A 16,099-nucleotide genomic window follows, 5' to 3' on the forward strand; every position below is an offset into this window, starting at 1 on the left:
AATAAAAAGGCATTAAGGACAACGCGGCCAATTAGGTTCAGGCCATGTCGTTCAAATGACAGGCGCTTAAATGGTTGATGGCGATTCCCTTCAATGTGGGAACTTCGGTCTTGCAGCGCGGCATCGCATGCGGACATCGCGGATGAAAATGGCAGCCGCCGGGCGGGTTCAGCGGGCTGGGAATCTCGCCCTTGATCGCGGTAAAGACCTTGTGGCGCGACTTCAGGCTGGGAATTTCCGCCAGCAGCGCTTGCGTGTACGGGTGGTTGGGGCGCTGGAATACTTCGTCCACGGTGGCCGTTTCCACGACGCGGCCCAGGTACATGATGACGACGCGGTCAGACAGGTGTTCCACCACGCCCAGGTCATGGCTGATGAACAGATACGTCAGGTTCAGTTCTTCGCGCAGGTCCATGAACAGGTTCAGGATCTGCGCTTGAATGGACACGTCCAGCGCGGCCACGGCTTCGTCGCATACCAGCATGGACGGCTGCACGGCCAGCGCGCGGGCGATGCCGATGCGTTGGCGCTGGCCGCCGCTGAATTGGTGCGGATAGCGTTGGCGCAGCGCCGGGTCCAGCCCCGCACGTTCCAGCTGGGCGCTGACGTAGTCGTCAAAGCCCGCGTTGTCGACCAGCCCGTGGATGCGGGCCGCTTCGCCCACGATCTCGTCCACGCGCAGGCGCGGGTTTAGGCTGGCATAGGGGTCCTGGAAAATCATCTGCACGGTCAGGCGCGCGGCGTGGGCGGCGGCGGAATTCATGTCCGACGGGCGCACGCCGTTGATGCGCACTTCACCGCCCGATGGCGTCAACAAGCCGGCCGCGATGCGGCCCAGCGTGGATTTGCCGCAACCGGATTCACCGACCAGGCCGACCACTTCGCCGGGGTTCACGATCAGGTCCACGTTGTCGACGGCGCGGGTCACGGCGGGCGGCTTGGACAAGCCCATGCGCTGCATGGCGCGGCCGGCCGGGCCGACTTTTCTTTCGCCAAAGCGCTTGCTGACTTGAGAAAGGTCAATCAGCGGAGTGGGGGCGGCGGATACAGTCATGCCGTCACCTCGTTGTGGATCTGGATAGTCGGATGGAAGCAGCGCACATCGTGTTCGGGCAGGGCTTGCGTGATGCCGGGTTGCTGGCCACAGGCGGCGGTGGCGCGCGAGCAGCGCGCCGAAAACGCGCAGCCGGCGGGCAGGTGCAGCAGGTTGGGCGTCATGCCGGGAATCTGGCGCAGGCGCTGGCCCCGCAGGTTATTGCTGGGCAGGCTGTCGATCAGGCCAACGGTGTAGGGGTGCTGCGGGCGGTCAAGCACGTCGTCGACCTTGCCGTGTTCGACGATGCGGCCGGCGTACATCACGGCCACGTCATCCGCCAAGCCTGCCACCACGGACAGATCATGCGTAATCCAGATCAGGCTGGTGCCGTGTTGCTGCGCCAGCTTCTGCACTTCAGACAGAATCTGCGCCTGGATGGTGACGTCCAGCGCGGTGGTGGGTTCGTCGGCGATGATCAGGTCAGGGCGGTGCAGCATGGCGATGGCAATGGCTACGCGCTGGCGCATGCCGCCAGACAGCTGATGCGGGTAGGCCAGCAGGCGTTCTTCCGGGCTGGGGATGCCCATCATGCCTAGCGTGTCGCGGGCCAGCGTGCGGGCTTCGCGCTTGCTCATCTTGTTATGCGCGCGCACGGTTTCGATCATCTGCACGTCCACGCGCAGGACCGGGTTCAGCGTCATCATCGGATCTTGGAAGATCATGGCGATGCGGTTGCCTTGCAGGCGGCGCAGTTCGCGCGGAGCCAGCTTGGTCAGGTCGCGGCCCTGGAACAGGATTTCTCCGCCGACGATGCGGCCCGGCGCGTCGACCAGACCCATGATGGAAAAGCCCGTCACGGATTTGCCCGAGCCGGATTCTCCGACCAGGCCCAGAATCTTGCCGCGCTCCAGCGTGAACGACACGTCGTCCACGGCGGGCAGCACGCCCGCGCGGGTGTGGAAGTGCGTGCGCAAGTTGCGCACTTCAAGCGTGGCCGGCGCGCCAGCGAAAGCGGTGCGGTCGGTCATTTGTGAGTCCTTGGGTTCAGCACGTCGCGCAGGCGGTCGCCCACCAGGTTGATGGCGACGATGGTGATCAGCAGCGCGATGCCGGGGTAGAAGCTGATCCAGTATTCGCCGGACAGCATGTATTGAAAGCCGTTGGAAATCAGCAGGCCCAGCGACGGTTCGGTCACCGGCACGCCCAGGCCCAGAAAGCTCAACGTGGCCTCCAGCGTGATGGCGCGCGCGATCTGCAAGGTGCCGATGACAATCAGCGGCGGCAAGCAGTTGGGCAGGATGTGCTTCAACATGATCCGCCAGTTGGGAATGTCCAGGCAGCGGGCGGCTTCCACGTATTCACGGCGGCGTTCCACCAGCGCCTGGCCGCGCGCGGTGCGGGCGTAATAGGCCCATTCCAGAATCACCAGCGTCAGCACCACGTTGCCCACGCCCTTGCCCAGAAAGGCCAGGATCATCATGGCAACCAGGATGGACGGAAACGACAGGATCAGGTCGACCAAGCGCATGATGAAGGCGTCGACCTTGCCGCCCGCGTAGGCGGCAAGCAGGCCCAGCAGCGTGCCGACGATGCCGGCGATAACCGCCGAGCCCACGCCCACCATCAAGCTGATGCGCAGTCCGTACAGAATGCCGGACAGCAAATCGCGCCCCTGGCCGTCGGTGCCCAGCCAGTAGTGGAAGGTGTCCAGGCCGTTCATGGACCCAGGCGGCATGCGGGAATCCAGCACGTCGATTTGCAGCAGGTCGTATGGGTTCTGCGGCGAAATCCACGGCGCGAAGATCGCGGCCAGGATCAGCAGAGTGGCAACGGCCAGGCCGAACACCGCCGTCTTGGACGACAGGAATTCGGTCAGGTTGCGGCGCCAGGGCGATTCCCGGCGCAGGGCGGGAACCTTGTCAGGGGTTGCAGTGGTGCTCATGCCGAGCCCTCCAGCCGTACCCGGGGGTCCAGCACTTTATAAAGAATGTCGACGATCAGGTTCAGCGTGACGAACAGGCACACCACCACGATCAGGTAGGCAACGATGACGGGGCGGTCCAGTGCGTTCAGGCTGTCCAGGATCAGCTTGCCGGCGCCGGGCCACGAGAAAATGCTCTCCGTGATGACGGCGAACGCGATGGTCGACCCCAGCTCCAGGCCCAGCACCGTCACCAGCGGGATCATCGTGTTGCGCAGCACGTGCACACAGACCACGCGAAACGGCGACAAGCCTTTGGCACGCGCGAACTTCACGAAGTCCAGCGGGATCACGTCGCGCACGCCAGCGCGCGTCAGGCGGATGACGAGCGAAATCTTGAACAGCGACAGGTTCAGCGCGGGCAAGATCAAATGGCGCCAGCCGTCGGCGGTCAGCCACGACCATTGAAAGCCCAGGAATTCCACCGTCTGCCCACGGCCGCTGGCGGGCAGCCAGCCGAGTGACACGCTAAACGTCATGATCAGCATCAGCGCCACCCAGAACGTGGGCAGCGAGAAGCCGACGATGCTGCCGGCCATGATCATCTTGGAAAAGCGGCTGTCGGGGTATAGGCCGGCGATCAAGCCCAGCGGCAGGCCGATGATGACGGCCAGAAGCAGGGCGCTGATGGCCAGTTCCAGGGTGGCGGGCAGGCGCTGGATCACCAATTCAATCGCGGGGATGTTGTAGACGAAGCTGTTGCCCAGGTTGCCATGCAGCGCCCCGTTCAGAAAGCCCAGGTATTGCTGCCACAGTGGTTTGTCCAGGCCAAGTTCCGCGATGATGCGGGCGCGGTCCACCTGGTCCACGTCCTGGCCGATCAGGATGTCCACGGGGTTGCCGATGGCGTGCAGGCCCACGAAGACGATCAGCGTCATCAGCAAAACCACCACCGCCGCTTGCGCGACACGGCGTATCAACCAACCGGTCATTGCGCGGTCTCCGTTTGCGAGGCCGGGGTGGCGATTGCCGCGGGCGGCGGGGCCGGCGTCCATTCATCGCCGAACACTTCCGGTTCGGAAAACGCTTCCATGTTGGCGTAGTACGTTTCGACGTCTTCGCGGTAGAACAGGCCGGCGATGCCTTGCGCCAAGCGCTTGGCGCCGTCGCTGATGGCGGGGATGTCGCCCGAGATCGTGCCTTGGGTCAACGCGGCGGGGTACGAAAAGCAGTGCACGCGGTCCAGACCCGGGCAGGCACCGGGCACTTTTTCTTGCAGTTCAAAGACGGCGCCCAGGTCGGGCGAGTCATGCAGTTCCTGGTCTTCTTCGCCGGGGGGCGGGGTGAAACGGTCGCCCCAGTTGCGCACGTGGGGCGCCAGCGGCGCGAATTCCGGGCGCACGGTCCAGTCGATACGAAAGCCCGTGGAGAAGATCAGAAAGTCCAGCACGAACACGCCTTTGGGCGTGGTGACGTGGATGTCGTCACCGACCAAGGCCAGGTCTTGCACGCCACAGCCCAGGTTGAAGCGGGCATTGGGGAAACGAGACACGCGCAAGGTGCTGCCGCGCGGGGGCGGCACTTGCGCGGCGTTGATGTAGTGGCGGATCTTCCACTTCCATTCGTCGGGCAGGGTCAGGTGGCCGTGGGTCAGGCCTGGGTTGCCCGCGCCTTTGCCCTTGTTGACGCGCGGGATGTCGTTGCGGCGGATCAGCAGGTCGACGCTGGCGGCGCCGGCTTCCAAGGCCGTGCCGGCGCTGTCCATGGCGGACGCGCCCGCGCCCACGACGCCGACGCGCTTGCCGGCCAGCGTGGCGTAGTCCATCACGTCGGACGAATGCGCCCAGCGGTCGCGCGGCAGTGTCTTGGCAAAGTCAGGCACATAGGCGCCGCCCAGGCCGTCGCGGCCGGTGGCCAGCACCACGCGGCGGGCCAGCACGGTGCTGCGTCCGGCGGGCGATTCGATGTCCAGTTGCACCAGGCGGTCGGCGCGCGGTTGCACGGACAGCACGCGGTGTTCATTGCGCACGTCCAGGTTCAGGACGCGGCGATACCAGCGCAGGTAGTCCATCCATTGCAGGCGCGGAATCTTGTCCAGCGCGTCCCATTCGGCCGTGCCGAACTGCGCTTCGAACCAGGCGCGGAAGGTCAGCGCGGGCAAGCCCAGCGCGGGGCCGGTCAGTTGCTTGGGACTACGCAGCGTTTCCATGCGGGCGGTGGTGGCCCACGGGCCCTCGTAGCCTTCAGGCGCCTGGTCGAAGATGGGCGCGGTGATGCCCAGGTGCGTCAACGAGGCAGCCGCGGCCAAGCCGGCCATGCCGCCGCCGATGACGACAACGTCCAGTACCTGCTGGCCGTCAACCAGACGGGGCGCAACCCAGTTCTTGGCGGGAATTTCCAGCCAGGACAGGTCTTGCCGCAAACGCGCTTCTAGCGCATCCAGGCCTTGCGGCGGGGTGGCAACGGGCAGATTCATAGTGTGGGGGTGTCCAAAACAGGGGCGTCATCACCGTAGATCGACTGCAACAGCGCCGCGTGTTCGCAGGCGTCGTGCAGCACAAAACCGGGCAGCAGGGCGGCGGCGGCTTCGGCCAGCGCGTCGGCCATGGCCTGGCAGGCCGGCGTCAGGGGTTGCGACTGCGGGGTGATGACCCCAAAGAAAAAAGGGATGTCCAGGTCGATCGGCCGGATCGCCACGCCCGGCATCGGGACGCCGTAAGCGGTGATCGGTTCCAGCACCGACACGCCCAAGCCAGCGCGCACGGCGGCCAGGGCGTTGACGGACGAATTGGTTTCGATGGTGCCCGGCGCATTGCCGACCGGCGCCAGTGCGGCGTCCAGGCGACGGCGCAGCCGGTACGGGTTGGCCATGGTGATCAGGCGGTGTCCGGCCAGTTGATTGACCGGCACCACGTCGTGCGCGGCCAGCGGATCGTCGTCGCGCAGCGCCACGACGCAGGGCGCTTGGGCAATCCAATGCACCGTCAAGCCACGATGTTCCAGCGGCAAGCTGGTGGCGCCCAGTTGCGCGGCGCCGGTCAGCACCGCGTGCACGACGCGTTCGGGCGAGGCGCTGCGCACTTGCACGCGCGTGGCGCCGGTTTGGGACTCGATGCGCTTGAGCGCGTCGGGCAGCAGGCCGGCAGCCAGCGCGGACGTTGCCGCCAGCAGCAGCGGCTTGGCTTGGCCCCGCGCAATTTCTTCGGCGCGGCTGCGAATCTGCTGCAAGCCGGCCAGCGCGCGTTCTACGTCGTCATACAGCAGAAAGCCCTGTTCAGTCGGCGTGACGCGGGGCCCACTGCGGTTGAACAGGGCATAGCCGATTTCAGCTTCCAGCTCTTGCAACAGGCGGCTGATGGCCGGCTGCGAGCGCCCAAGCAGGCGCCCGGCAGCCGTGACGCTGCCCGTAGACATGACGGCCGCGAAGGCCTCGAGTTGACGTAATTCCATCTGCGTTGCTTTATGCTCAGGACGAATTCTTGCCCGGTAAGTATGCGCGCTGCAAATAGTTAAAAGGCATAAGCAAATTCCCTAATGGGGATTTCCTTATGCCTTTTCATTACTTGCAGTTATTTCAACGACTTAGCGAAACCCGGTCAGGCGACGCATACGAAGCGTGGGTGACTGTTGGGTGACTCGGCGATGGCGCATGTCGCACATGATCGCCAAAGGGTTGAGGGATTCCCCGCCTGCGCCAGCCTGGCGGACAGCTTCAAGGGCCTTGTGAATCTCTCGCGGCTGTGCGGCTGGATAGGGCTCGGTCATGCTTGCGCCGCCATGCCATAGGGTGTCGTTTTGGGTCCGGTCTGAGATCGCGGCGGCCCGCAGGCGCATCCCCACGGTATGGCGCGCCAGCGGGCATTTTGCATTCTGAGCGCTTGATATTAAGGCGGGCAGCCCTCGTTAAGTCAGCTTAGGCTGCGGCAGCCCCCAACAAAACCCCAAAACCGCCGGTGAGACTTATTGGATGTTCTTGCTGAAGGCAATGCCGAGGAAAATCGTCTTAGATATTAATATTGGGCGTGTTGGGGGCGGCCCGTACTTCCTCAATGTGCACGGCGCTGATTTCAGGGTTGCCATGTAGGATAAGCGTGGCGATATTGCCGCGATTCACCAGTAGCGTCGCTCCCTCGTCGCCAATCACGTTATTGGATAGGTCCAGCGTCTCGAAATTGGGAAGCTTGGGTTGTTCCGCCATTTTCGGGTCGCCGATATTGAATTTAACTAGCTCCGCCACTTCCTGGTTGCCAATAGAGCATTTAACTAGCTTAAGCGTGCACAGATGGGCAAGCTTGGTCAGTGCCGTCGCTAATGGGAGGCCGATAGAGTTTCTAGACAGGTCAAGGTCAGAGAGCAGGGGCAGCTTAGCCAGCTCCGCCAGTGCTTCGCCATTAAGCTTTTGGTCGAAATGCTCGCCCGGCCAAGACAAGTGGTTGGATAGGTTAAGCGTGGTGAGGGTGAGGATGTTAGCCACTTCTTTCATCTCCGCGTGGCCAAGTCTGTTCGAAGACAGATTAAGGTTGGAGAGTTTGGGCAGCTTAAGCAGTTCCTTCAATCCCTCGGGGCCGATTCTGTTATTGGCCAAGTGAAGCTCGGACAGATTTTCGAGCTTAGCAATGTTCATTGGTATCTGGCCGTCAATATGGCAATCGTTCAGCTTGAGGCAGGACAGTTTATTGAACATCTCCAGTGGCGTTGAATCTTCCGAGAAAATAATGTGATCGGACAAGTCAAGCGTGCGGAGATTGGGAAGCGCAGCCAATGCCCTCACTCCGTCGAAAAAAATGTCGGTGGTACTCATGTTAAGCTCGGTGAGCTCAAGTAGCTTAGCCACTTCGGCCGCACCCGCGCAGCCGATAAAATTGCCAGACAGGTCAAGCGTGGAAAGATTAACAAGCTTAGGCAGCTCCATCGCTCCGTAGTCGCTTATGTCGCAATTGCCCACTTTCAGCGAGGTAAGGTTGGTGATCTTGGCCACTTCCTTGATCCCCTCATTCGCTATCTTGGATGCAGTCAGGTCAAGTTCAGTGAGCTTTTCAAACCTCTGCAGCACTGCCACGGCGTCTTCATCCAGTATGTTATTTCTCAAGTTCAACGATTGAATGTTGGGGCATTGTTTGACGAGTGCTTCAAGAAATTTGGCGCTGATGGTTGGGGGCCAACGCCTCTGGTGATTAAGCTCCAAGTGCGTAATACTATCGGGCAGATGCTGTAGTTTCTCGGTCGAGACGTTGAACTGCAGCGCTAGATGGGCCGGACGGGCAGCACACTTGGGTTCGTGGGGCGCGGGGAAGAACCGCGAGAATCCCTCCGGGCTATTGATAAGCAGATGTTCCACCACTCCGGTGGCGCGTTTGTAGTTTCGCTTGTCCAATTGTCTGATCACGCTAAAGGCCGCGAAGTCTTTAGCTAAAAAGTGGTCGACGATATGATTGAGCTCATAGTCGGGCAAGATCGGTGAATTTGGGTTGCGGCCGTGTATGTTCATGAGTAATCCGCCTTTGCGTATATGTGAGTATTGGCGCGTGACTTCATTATTTCCCTGGCCCTTCGCTATCGAAGTCCGCGCGAGGGCACGTTCATGCCAAAGGCAACGCGTATAGAACTCGGCCCGTATCAATCCGCAGGGTGTTGTAGGCGGTTCGTATCGCCTCCAGGTGCACGGCGCTGATTTGGGCGTTGTTACGCAGTCTGAGCATGGTCAGGTTGCGGAGCGTGGCCAGTACCGTTAACCCCTCGTCGCCGATAGGATTGCTGGTCAGGTCAAGCGTAGAAAGATTGGTGAGGCTGGCAAGTTGCGTCGCTTTCTCGTCGTTAATCAAGCTACCAGTCAGGTTAAGTGTCGTAAGTTGTCTAAACTTAGTCAGCTCTGTTAGGGCGTTTGTGGAAAGCCGTTTCCATGCCAACTTCATCGTGTGTATATGGGGGCATTGTTCGGCGAGAACCCGAAGATGATCGGAGATGATAGTGCGGGTCAGCGAGTGCCGTGCCATTTTGCTAAAGTTAATGTGCCTGATGCTGCTGGGAAGATGATTAAGTTGCGCGGCAGTAGGTACGAACATCAACTTTAGGTGCGTCGGGCTAATCGTGCTTCCAGGCCCGAAAAGTGCCAATAGGTCATGCGGATTTTCGGCGGTCACGCATTGTTCCGCCCCGTGCGCACGCTCTGCGACGTTCACTTTCCTTACGCTAAAGCTCTTGGATTCATTAGCCCCAGAAGCGCCGAAGGTCTCGCCGATATAACTCGATAGGACGGGGCTACGTGGCGATGAGGGTGCATCGATGTTCGATACGCCAGTCGACGAAGACGCCGAACCGGCCGAATTGGCTTGGAAACTGTTCGTGGGTGTATAGGTAGGGCCGGTGATCATCGGGGGCTCGTGTTGGTTGTCAGTGGAATTTATTAATCCGTAGTCCAAATTTGCATGGATTCTGGCCGCAGGCGCAGGCGGATACAAAACTCGCTGAAATTCATGGGGTTCGTGCTGAAGCCAGTGGCTAGGGAACTCTGCTTGAATATCAATATAGGACGATATTGCGCGCGTTCCGTATATTTTTGATGCACGCAGTGCTGATTCCGGGGTTGTATCGTAATTTCAGCGTGGTAAGGGTAAGGTTCTGTGCCAGTGCATTCACGCCTTCATCGCCGATATTTGTGAAACTCAAGTCGAGAATTCCGAGCTTCCTCAGATTGATCAGTGCAGCCGCACCCCGATCGCCAATATCGTTGAAACTCAGGTCAAGCGTGTGAAGATGGATAAGCTTGGCCAGTTCCATCGTTCCCTCATCGCCAACATCGCTTTTAGTCAGGTTAAGCGTGGAAAGATTGATGAGATTAACGAGTGCCGCAGCACCCCCGTCGCCAATGAGGTTGCTGGACAGGTCCAGCGTAGAAAGGCTGATGCGCTTGGACAGTGCCATTGCGCCTGGGTAGCGGATAGCATTGTTAGCCAAGTTCAGGGTGATCAAATTGATAAGCTTGGCCAGATACTCCGCGCCCACGTCACCGATCAGGTTGCGAGACAGGTCAAGTGTGGTGAGCTTGCTGAGATTAGCGAGTTCTGCCGCTTCGTCGTCGCCGATATAGTTTTCGGCCAATTCAAGCGTGCGTAGATTCTCCAGCTGGGCCAGTGCGGTCACGCCCACTCCGCTTATCAGGTTGCCCGACAGGCGAAGGACGGACAGATTGATAAGGTTAGCCAGTTCCGTCGTGCCCAGGTCGCCAAGACTATTGAAACTTAGGTCGAGCGTGTTCAGATTGATCAGTTTGGACAGTGCCATCGCGCCTTGTTGGCGGATTTGGTTGTACTTGAGGTTAAGCGTGTTGAGAGTGCTGAGCTTAGCGACTTCCGCCGCTCCGTCGTTGTCGATATCGTTGCTAGACAGGTCAAGCGCGGTCAGCTGTTTAAATTCCTGCAGCGCCGTCAAGTCGCTTGTGGACAGCCTTTGGCCTGCCAAGTCCAGCGACTGTATGTTGGGACATTGCTGAGCCAGTACGCGGAGATAACCTGCCGTGATGCGCGCATCCCCCACGGCAAAGCTCACGTGAATAATGCTCTCGGGCAGATTCTTCAGTTCCTCGATCGTAGGTTGGCACCGAAAAGTCAGATGCGTCGGGAAGATCGTATTATCCGGGGCCGAGAATTTCTGTAGTCCACGTTCATCATGGACGGTCGAGTGCTGCACTGCTCTGTCGACCCACCTCTTGGTGTTCTTGTTTACCAACCTGAACCCGCTAAAGTCTTGGGAATCTCTAACGGCAAACTCGAGAATGGCTCCAAGAACAGGTTTCACGGAATAGGGATTGCGGGGCGGCAACCCATTGCTAGTGGATACAACCCCATTCCCCACATTCTGCGAGGGCTCGACTTGAGACGAGGTGGAGGTGGAAATGCTTGTGGGTGTATTGGAAACGCCAGAAGTGGCCATGGAGAACTCGCCTTTGGGCGCATTTGAATATTGGCACGTGATTTCACAGTGTCGTGCTGTCGGGTCGCCAGAAACCGGCACGCTGTCTGTCACATCCAGGGACGAACGGTTCCACATGCCGTTTTATCTCGTCAGCTGCGCCATCCGATGTAGCGGTCTGGCGCCAAGGCAGAGGCTGCCGGTCCTGTGCGGGCGTTCTATTCTCCGCGCCCGGCCACGCTAGTGCTTGGCCAGCACGAATTCCACCCGCCGGTTCTGCGCGCGTCCTTTCGGATTGTCCGCGCCGCTGGTCAGCGCGTTGGGCTGCACGGGCCGGGCATCACCGTAGCCCTTGGCGGTTAATCGCGCCTTATCCACGCCGTGATCGGCCAACCACTGCAATACGGCGTTCGCCCGTTTTAAGGACAGTGCCTTGTTATACGACGCGGCGCCCTTGGAATCGGTATGGCCCTCAATGGCCACACGGGCCGGGCCAACTGGGGCCGCCTGGATCGCACGCGCAATATCCTGCAGGGCGGGTTCGGCTGCCGGCCGGATATCGGCCTTGTCGAAATCGAACAGCACATCACCCAGCATCGACACCGTGACGGCGTCCTTGTCCTGGCGCACGGACAAGCCTTCGTGGCGGCCCGCCAGATCGCCTATCTGTGCGGACAGGTCAGAGACGCCGCCGCCCGTTCCGGACGGGAATCCCTTCAAGTCCAAAATCGTGGCTTGCAAGTCCAGCACTTCGGCTTTGTAGGGCGGTTCTTGCGCTTTGGCACCGCTAGCCGCAGCTAGCAATAGCGCCACAATAGTGGCTGAAACGTTCCAGGCGGCAGCCATCGTTTATCGATCGGTGATCTTGATGGCATCGAAGGTTTCGACACCCGGTATTGTCAAAGATACTTCCGTGATGTCTTTCGGCGGAGCGGGAAATTTTCCCTGCCAGGCGCCAGCCAGCGGCGTGTCTTTAGAGGTCTTGAGCACCAGTTTCGGGTTGGTCAGCGGCTTATCGTTGCTGTCTTTCAGCAGCAAGTGTTTTTTATTGCCGGCGATGACGTAGAAGCTGTCTTCGTAATCGTTCTTCGTGATCTGCGAATAGACCATCTCGGTCTTGCCTGGAATGATGGGCTTGAACCGGACCTTAAGGGTGAGGATATCGCCGCTGCGCACCGCTTCAACGACTTGGCCTTCGGCGCTGCCGGTTTCGGTCAGCCCAGTTGCCAACGGTTTGGCGGCCGTCGCATCGGCCGTGGTCTGGGCGTTGGTGGTATGGCCTAAGCTTCCCAGCGTCAGCATGGCGCCCAGCGCACAGGCCGCTACTGCGGGTCTGATCGAATGCACGATAAGTCTCCTTGATTCGCCCGGTCTAATCCAATCGGCGATGGTCGGCTTTCGTGTCGCATATTTCAATGCGATTATCTTCCAAATCGTTACCGCGATAAGTGCTGCGAGGCCGCTATTTGGCAAGCGCGGCCAAGAAGAAAACGAAGGAGGTTAGCCACTGTAAAGGGCATGCGCCGTCTTCGATGAATGAAACAAGTGGTTGTATTATTTCGCTGCATTTCCGCAAGTTGCTGCGGCGGGGACGGGTTATCTGTCAATGCCGCAGGTCCGGTTAGACTGATGGGCGCTTTCACGTGGGTTTCTCCCCGCGGCGGCGGCCATGTGCCAGAATTCGTGGCCGCTTGCTAACCATAATCGGACCCCGCATTCCATGAAAATAAGAAAACTCATCGAAGAACGACGCCAGGGTGACCGCGCCGCGCTAAGAGAACGCGTCAATCCGTCGGAAGTGGATTTGCTTGCCGCGCTGGACCGGTTGGATGGCGCCGAATTCAGTTCGACCGCGTTCGTGACGGAAGACGAAACCGTCATGGCGGTTGGCGGGGGCGACGGCGGTTACGTCGTTTCCATCACGCTAGATGACGACGCGCGCATCTACACGCTGGTTGACCGGTCAAAATCCGAAGACCATGACCAGGATCTGGTGGTGGGCGGCCAGTCCGGCAGCTATCAGCAATATCAATGCGTGGGCCGCGAACTGGCTCAAGAGGCCATCTTGTATTTCCAGCAGCAGGGCGCGCCGTCGCCTAAGCTGCAATGGGTCAGCGAATAGGCGCGGTCCGCCGTCGGATCACACGACCCGCGTCAGCACCTTTTCATCCCGGAACCAGCCGTCCAGGTTCGCGACCATCAGGTCGGCCATGGCGCGGCGGGTTTCGTGCGTGCCGCTGGCAATATGCGGCAGCAGCACGACGTTGTCCATCGTGTGCAACGCGGCCGGTGTGGCCGGTTCGTGTTCGAACACATCCAACCCTGCGCCGGCGATCCCTTTGTTTTGCAGCGCGCCGACCAGCGCGGCTTCGTCAACGACCGTGCCCCGCGAGATGTTGATCAGCCAGCCTTGCGGCCCCAGGGCGTTCAGCACTTCGGCATTCACCAAGTGGCGCGTCGCGCTTCCGCCCGGCACAGCCAGCACCAGAAAATCGCAGGCGGCGGCCAAGGACGTGATATCGGGGCAATAACGGTAGCCGGCGGGCGCATCGGCGCGCGGTTTGCGGCTGGTGTAGAGAATTTCCATGTCGAAGGCGGCGGCGCGGCGGGCAATTTGCAAGCCGATATTGCCCAGGCCGGCAATGCCGCAGCGCTTGCCGGTCATGCGCGTGCCCAGCGGGAAGCCTTCGGTCGGCCAGCGTCCAGCGCGCACGAAGCGGTCTGCCTCGGCGATGCGGCGCGGCGCGGCCAGCATCAGTGCCAACGCCGTGTCGGCCACGCACGCGTCCAGTACGCCGGGCGTGTTGGTGACGACCACGCCGTGTTCTTGCGCCGCCGTCAGGTCGATGGTGTCGTATCCCACGCCAAAACTGAAAATGCCTTCCAGCGCCGGCAGGGCGCTGATCAGTTCGCGGGTGGCGCCGAAACGGCCGCTGGTGGCAATGCCGCGGATGGACGGCCCATGTTCGCGCAGCAGCGCGGCGGGATCGGCGGCGTCCCACAAGCGATGGACGTGGTAGCGGGACGCCAGATCGGCCACCAACTCGGGCAGCAGGGGGCCGACCATCAGCAGGTGGGGGGCGGAAGCGGGCAGGGAATCTGTCATGGATACGGCTTTAAGAAATGGCCCGGTAACCGGGCCGGATGGAATCAGTTCGTCTGGATATTGCGGGACTTGATGATCTGCCCGTAGCGGGCGCGTTCGCGGGCGGCAAGCTCCTGCAACTGCTGGGGCGTGGAGCCGTGCGCCACCGCGCCCTGGGATTCCAGCTTGGCCTTCATTGCGGGTTCTGCGGCGATGTCGCGGATCGCCTGCGACAGCTTTTCGATCACGGCGGGCGGCGTGCCCGCAGGCGCCAGCACGGCGGTCCAGGAGCCGGACTGCGCATTCTTCACCCCGGCCTCGTCAATCGTCGGCACATCCGGCATGGCGGGCGAGCGTGTGGCGCCGGTCACCGCCAGCGCGCGCAGTTTGCCGCCGGTGACGTAGGGCATGGTCTCCAGCACGGAGGCGAACAGCATGTCGACCCGGCCCGCCATCAGGTCGGTCATGGCCGGACCCCCGCCCTTGTAGGGCACATGCATCAAATCCACGCCGGTGGCTTGCTGGAATATCTCGGCGGACAGGTGCGGAGCGCCGCCGGTGCCCGAGCTGGCAAACGTGTGCTTGCCTGGTTCCGCGCGCGCCAGCGTCACCAGTCCGGCAACGTCCTTGGCGGGCAATCCCGTCGGTACGACCAACACGAAAGGCAGGTCCGAAAACAGCGAAACGGGCGCGAACGCGGTGGCGGGATCCGAATGCAGCTTATAGATCCACGGGTTGATGGCAAGCATGCCGGAGTTAGCGAACAGCAACGTGTAGCCGTCGGCCGGCGACCGCGCCACGAGGTCGGCGGCGATCTGCCCGCCGGCGCCCGGGCGGTTGTCCACCACCACCGAAGACGCCAGCTTGTCGCCCAACGCGGCGGCCAGCAGGCGAGCCGAAATGTCGGTGCCCCCGCCCGGTGAAAACGGGACGATCAGGTTGATCGGGCGCTCGGGATATCCGGCGGCGCTGGCGTTCCAGGGCAACGCGGCGGTGGCGGCCAGGGCCAGCGCCGCGGCGATGAGCCGGACGCGTTGTCGGGCGATAGGGAATGTCTCCATGTCTCTCTTCTCTTTTTAGGCGTGGGGGCGGCAGCTGCCGCGAATGAAACGTGCTGCGAAAATGCTCCTTTTGATCCTGCGGGCCGGCTTGGCGGCCTTGTCGCCGAGTATAAAAACGGCTACCGATAGATAGCCGTTCGAGCTATAAATAGCATTGATCAATTCAAGGATTGAATCGATGGAATTTCGTCAGCTGGAGTGCTTCATCGCGGTGGCCGAAGAGCTGCATTTCGGCCGCGCGGCCGAACGGCTGTGCATGACGCAGCCGCCCCTGTCCCGGCAGATCCAGTTGCTGGAGCAAGACTTGGGCGTGACGCTGTTTGAACGCAATAGCCGGCAGGTGCTGCTTAGCGCGGCGGGCAGGCGGTTCCTGCGCGATGCGCGGCATCTGCTGGAGTTCTCGGCGCGCGCGGCGGCGACGGCCAGGCGCACCTCGGGCGGCGATGCGGGCCATATCACGCTGGGTTTCACTGCCGTTGCATCCTATCGGCTGATGCCGTCGATGATCATGTTGGCGCGCAAGCTGCTGGCAGGCGTCGAGATCCAGCTTCGCGAAACGGTCAGCACTGATCTGGCGCGGCTGTTGCTGGCGCGCGAACTCGACGTCATCCTGGCGCGCAGCGTGCCGCAGCAGGCAGGAATCGAATCGCGGCTGATCGAACGCGAACCATTGGTGCTGGCATTGCCCGCGGATTCCCCCTTGTGCGAACACGACACCGTGCCCCTGCGTTTATTGCAGGGGCAGCCTTTCGTGCTGTATTCGCCGCGCGAGGGCAAGTACTTCTATGACCGCATCGTGGGCGCTTTCGGGCTGGCCGACGTGCAGCCCGACTACGTGCAGCGGGCAGGGCAGACGCACACCTTGCTGGCGCTTGTGCGGGCGGGGTTGGGCGTGGGCATCGTGCCGGATTCGGCGCGGGAACTGCGGTTTGAAGGCGTGGAGTTTCGTCCGATAGGCCAGCGCAACCTGTATGCCGACATGTATTTGGCCTGGCATGCGCAGCACGACAACCCGGCGCTGGACGCCTTTCTTCAACGGGTGGTGGACGCCCCGGCGAAGTGAGTGCGCCTGGCCGGCTGCGACGGCA

15 protein-coding genes are annotated in these 16,099 nt (G+C 61.4%); 2 read left to right on the forward strand and 13 right to left on the reverse strand.

Annotated elements, in window-relative coordinates:
• Positions 1-37: 37 nt before the first annotated feature.
• The 11 genes from ACI0FO_RS21410 to ACI0FO_RS21460 all read right to left on the reverse strand — a co-directional run bounded on the left by ACI0FO_RS21410 (position 38) and on the right by ACI0FO_RS21460 (position 12,212).
• A complete protein-coding gene (locus tag ACI0FO_RS21410) occupies positions 38-1,054 on the reverse strand; it encodes an ABC transporter ATP-binding protein (protein ID WP_416029935.1) in 1,017 nt (338 codons plus the stop codon).
• A complete protein-coding gene (locus ACI0FO_RS21415) occupies positions 1,051-2,064 on the reverse strand; it encodes an ABC transporter ATP-binding protein (RefSeq protein WP_416029937.1) in 1,014 nt (337 codons plus the stop codon). Before ACI0FO_RS21415 ends, ACI0FO_RS21410 begins: the two co-directional genes overlap by 4 nt.
• Complete coding sequence (locus tag ACI0FO_RS21420) at positions 2,061-2,978, reverse strand: ABC transporter permease (RefSeq protein ID WP_100856132.1); 918 nt, start codon at positions 2,976-2,978, stop codon at positions 2,061-2,063. The genes ACI0FO_RS21415 and ACI0FO_RS21420 overlap by 4 nt, the downstream gene beginning before the upstream one ends.
• Positions 2,975-3,949, reverse strand: a complete 975-nt coding sequence (locus ACI0FO_RS21425; RefSeq protein ID WP_120155148.1) for an ABC transporter permease — start codon at positions 3,947-3,949, stop codon at positions 2,975-2,977. Before ACI0FO_RS21425 ends, ACI0FO_RS21420 begins: the two co-directional genes overlap by 4 nt.
• Positions 3,946-5,433, reverse strand: coding sequence for a SidA/IucD/PvdA family monooxygenase (locus ACI0FO_RS21430; RefSeq protein WP_416029939.1), 1,488 nt, complete (start codon positions 5,431-5,433; stop codon positions 3,946-3,948). Before ACI0FO_RS21430 ends, ACI0FO_RS21425 begins: the two co-directional genes overlap by 4 nt.
• Positions 5,430-6,407, reverse strand: coding sequence for a LysR family transcriptional regulator (locus ACI0FO_RS21435; RefSeq protein WP_416029941.1), 978 nt, complete (start codon positions 6,405-6,407; stop codon positions 5,430-5,432). Before ACI0FO_RS21435 ends, ACI0FO_RS21430 begins: the two co-directional genes overlap by 4 nt.
• A 553-nt stretch (positions 6,408-6,960) precedes the next feature.
• Positions 6,961-8,445 carry a hypothetical protein gene (locus tag ACI0FO_RS21440; RefSeq protein ID WP_416029943.1) on the reverse strand — a complete coding sequence of 495 codons (1,485 nt, stop codon included), beginning with the start codon at positions 8,443-8,445 and terminating at the stop codon, positions 6,961-6,963.
• 91 nt (positions 8,446-8,536) lie between these two features.
• Positions 8,537-9,328 (reverse strand): hypothetical protein, encoded by a 792-nt coding sequence (locus tag ACI0FO_RS21445; protein ID WP_416029945.1) that lies wholly within the window; start codon positions 9,326-9,328, stop codon positions 8,537-8,539.
• 148 nt (positions 9,329-9,476) lie between these two features.
• A complete protein-coding gene (locus ACI0FO_RS21450) occupies positions 9,477-11,003 on the reverse strand; it encodes a hypothetical protein (protein ID WP_416029947.1) in 1,527 nt (508 codons plus the stop codon).
• Positions 11,004-11,105: 102 nt separating this feature from the next.
• Positions 11,106-11,711, reverse strand: a complete 606-nt coding sequence (locus tag ACI0FO_RS21455) for an OmpA family protein (protein ID WP_416029949.1) — start codon at positions 11,709-11,711, stop codon at positions 11,106-11,108.
• Positions 11,712-11,714: 3 nt separating this feature from the next.
• Entirely contained in the window at positions 11,715-12,212 is a 498-nt protein-coding gene (locus ACI0FO_RS21460) for a hypothetical protein (protein ID WP_416029951.1), read from the reverse strand.
• 373 nt (positions 12,213-12,585) lie between these two features.
• Here ACI0FO_RS21460 and ACI0FO_RS21465 point away from each other — a divergent pair, with 373 nt between their 5' ends.
• A complete protein-coding gene (locus ACI0FO_RS21465) occupies positions 12,586-12,987 on the forward strand; it encodes a hypothetical protein (protein ID WP_416029953.1) in 402 nt (133 codons plus the stop codon).
• An 18-nt stretch (positions 12,988-13,005) separates the two neighbouring features.
• Here the strand turns inward: ACI0FO_RS21465 and ACI0FO_RS21470 are convergent, their stop codons facing one another.
• Positions 13,006-13,971, reverse strand: coding sequence for a 2-hydroxyacid dehydrogenase (locus tag ACI0FO_RS21470; protein ID WP_416029955.1), 966 nt, complete (start codon positions 13,969-13,971; stop codon positions 13,006-13,008).
• Between the two features lie 44 nt (positions 13,972-14,015).
• Positions 14,016-15,011: a Bug family tripartite tricarboxylate transporter substrate binding protein gene (locus ACI0FO_RS21475; RefSeq protein WP_416029957.1), complete on the reverse strand. Its 996-nt coding sequence runs from the start codon at positions 15,009-15,011 to the stop codon at positions 14,016-14,018.
• A gap of 178 nt (positions 15,012-15,189) precedes the next feature.
• On the opposite strand from ACI0FO_RS21475, the gene ACI0FO_RS21480 reads away from it, so the two are divergent.
• Positions 15,190-16,074 carry a LysR family transcriptional regulator gene (locus ACI0FO_RS21480; RefSeq protein WP_416029959.1) on the forward strand — a complete coding sequence of 295 codons (885 nt, stop codon included), beginning with the start codon at positions 15,190-15,192 and terminating at the stop codon, positions 16,072-16,074.
• Positions 16,075-16,099 lie beyond the last annotated feature (25 nt).

The sequence above is a fragment of the Achromobacter marplatensis genome (assembly GCF_049060505.1).
Lineage (GTDB): Bacteria > Pseudomonadota > Gammaproteobacteria > Burkholderiales > Burkholderiaceae_B > Achromobacter > Achromobacter marplatensis_A.

Excerpts from the sequence above, each read along its gene's own strand:
- ACI0FO_RS21410 (WP_416029935.1), bottom strand. The coding sequence starts at position 1,054 with ATGACTGTATCCGCCGCCCCCACTCCGCTGATTGACCTTTCTCAAGTC.
- ACI0FO_RS21415 (WP_416029937.1), bottom strand. The coding sequence starts at position 2,064 with ATGACCGACCGCACCGCTTTCGCTGGCGCGCCGGCCACGCTTGAAGTG.
- ACI0FO_RS21420 (WP_100856132.1), bottom strand. The coding sequence starts at position 2,978 with ATGAGCACCACTGCAACCCCTGACAAGGTTCCCGCCCTGCGCCGGGAA.
- ACI0FO_RS21425 (WP_120155148.1), bottom strand. The coding sequence starts at position 3,949 with ATGACCGGTTGGTTGATACGCCGTGTCGCGCAAGCGGCGGTGGTGGTT.
- ACI0FO_RS21430 (WP_416029939.1), bottom strand. The coding sequence starts at position 5,433 with ATGAATCTGCCCGTTGCCACCCCGCCGCAAGGCCTGGATGCGCTAGAA.
- ACI0FO_RS21435 (WP_416029941.1), bottom strand. The coding sequence starts at position 6,407 with ATGGAATTACGTCAACTCGAGGCCTTCGCGGCCGTCATGTCTACGGGC.
- ACI0FO_RS21440 (WP_416029943.1), bottom strand. The coding sequence starts at position 8,445 with ATGAACATACACGGCCGCAACCCAAATTCACCGATCTTGCCCGACTAT.
- ACI0FO_RS21445 (WP_416029945.1), bottom strand. The coding sequence starts at position 9,328 with ATGATCACCGGCCCTACCTATACACCCACGAACAGTTTCCAAGCCAAT.
- ACI0FO_RS21450 (WP_416029947.1), bottom strand. The coding sequence starts at position 11,003 with ATGTGGAACCGTTCGTCCCTGGATGTGACAGACAGCGTGCCGGTTTCT.
- ACI0FO_RS21455 (WP_416029949.1), bottom strand. The coding sequence starts at position 11,711 with ATGGCTGCCGCCTGGAACGTTTCAGCCACTATTGTGGCGCTATTGCTA.
- ACI0FO_RS21465 (WP_416029953.1), top strand. The coding sequence starts at position 12,586 with ATGAAAATAAGAAAACTCATCGAAGAACGACGCCAGGGTGACCGCGCC.
- ACI0FO_RS21470 (WP_416029955.1), bottom strand. The coding sequence starts at position 13,971 with ATGACAGATTCCCTGCCCGCTTCCGCCCCCCACCTGCTGATGGTCGGC.
- ACI0FO_RS21475 (WP_416029957.1), bottom strand. The coding sequence starts at position 15,011 with ATGGAGACATTCCCTATCGCCCGACAACGCGTCCGGCTCATCGCCGCG.
- ACI0FO_RS21480 (WP_416029959.1), top strand. The coding sequence starts at position 15,190 with ATGGAATTTCGTCAGCTGGAGTGCTTCATCGCGGTGGCCGAAGAGCTG.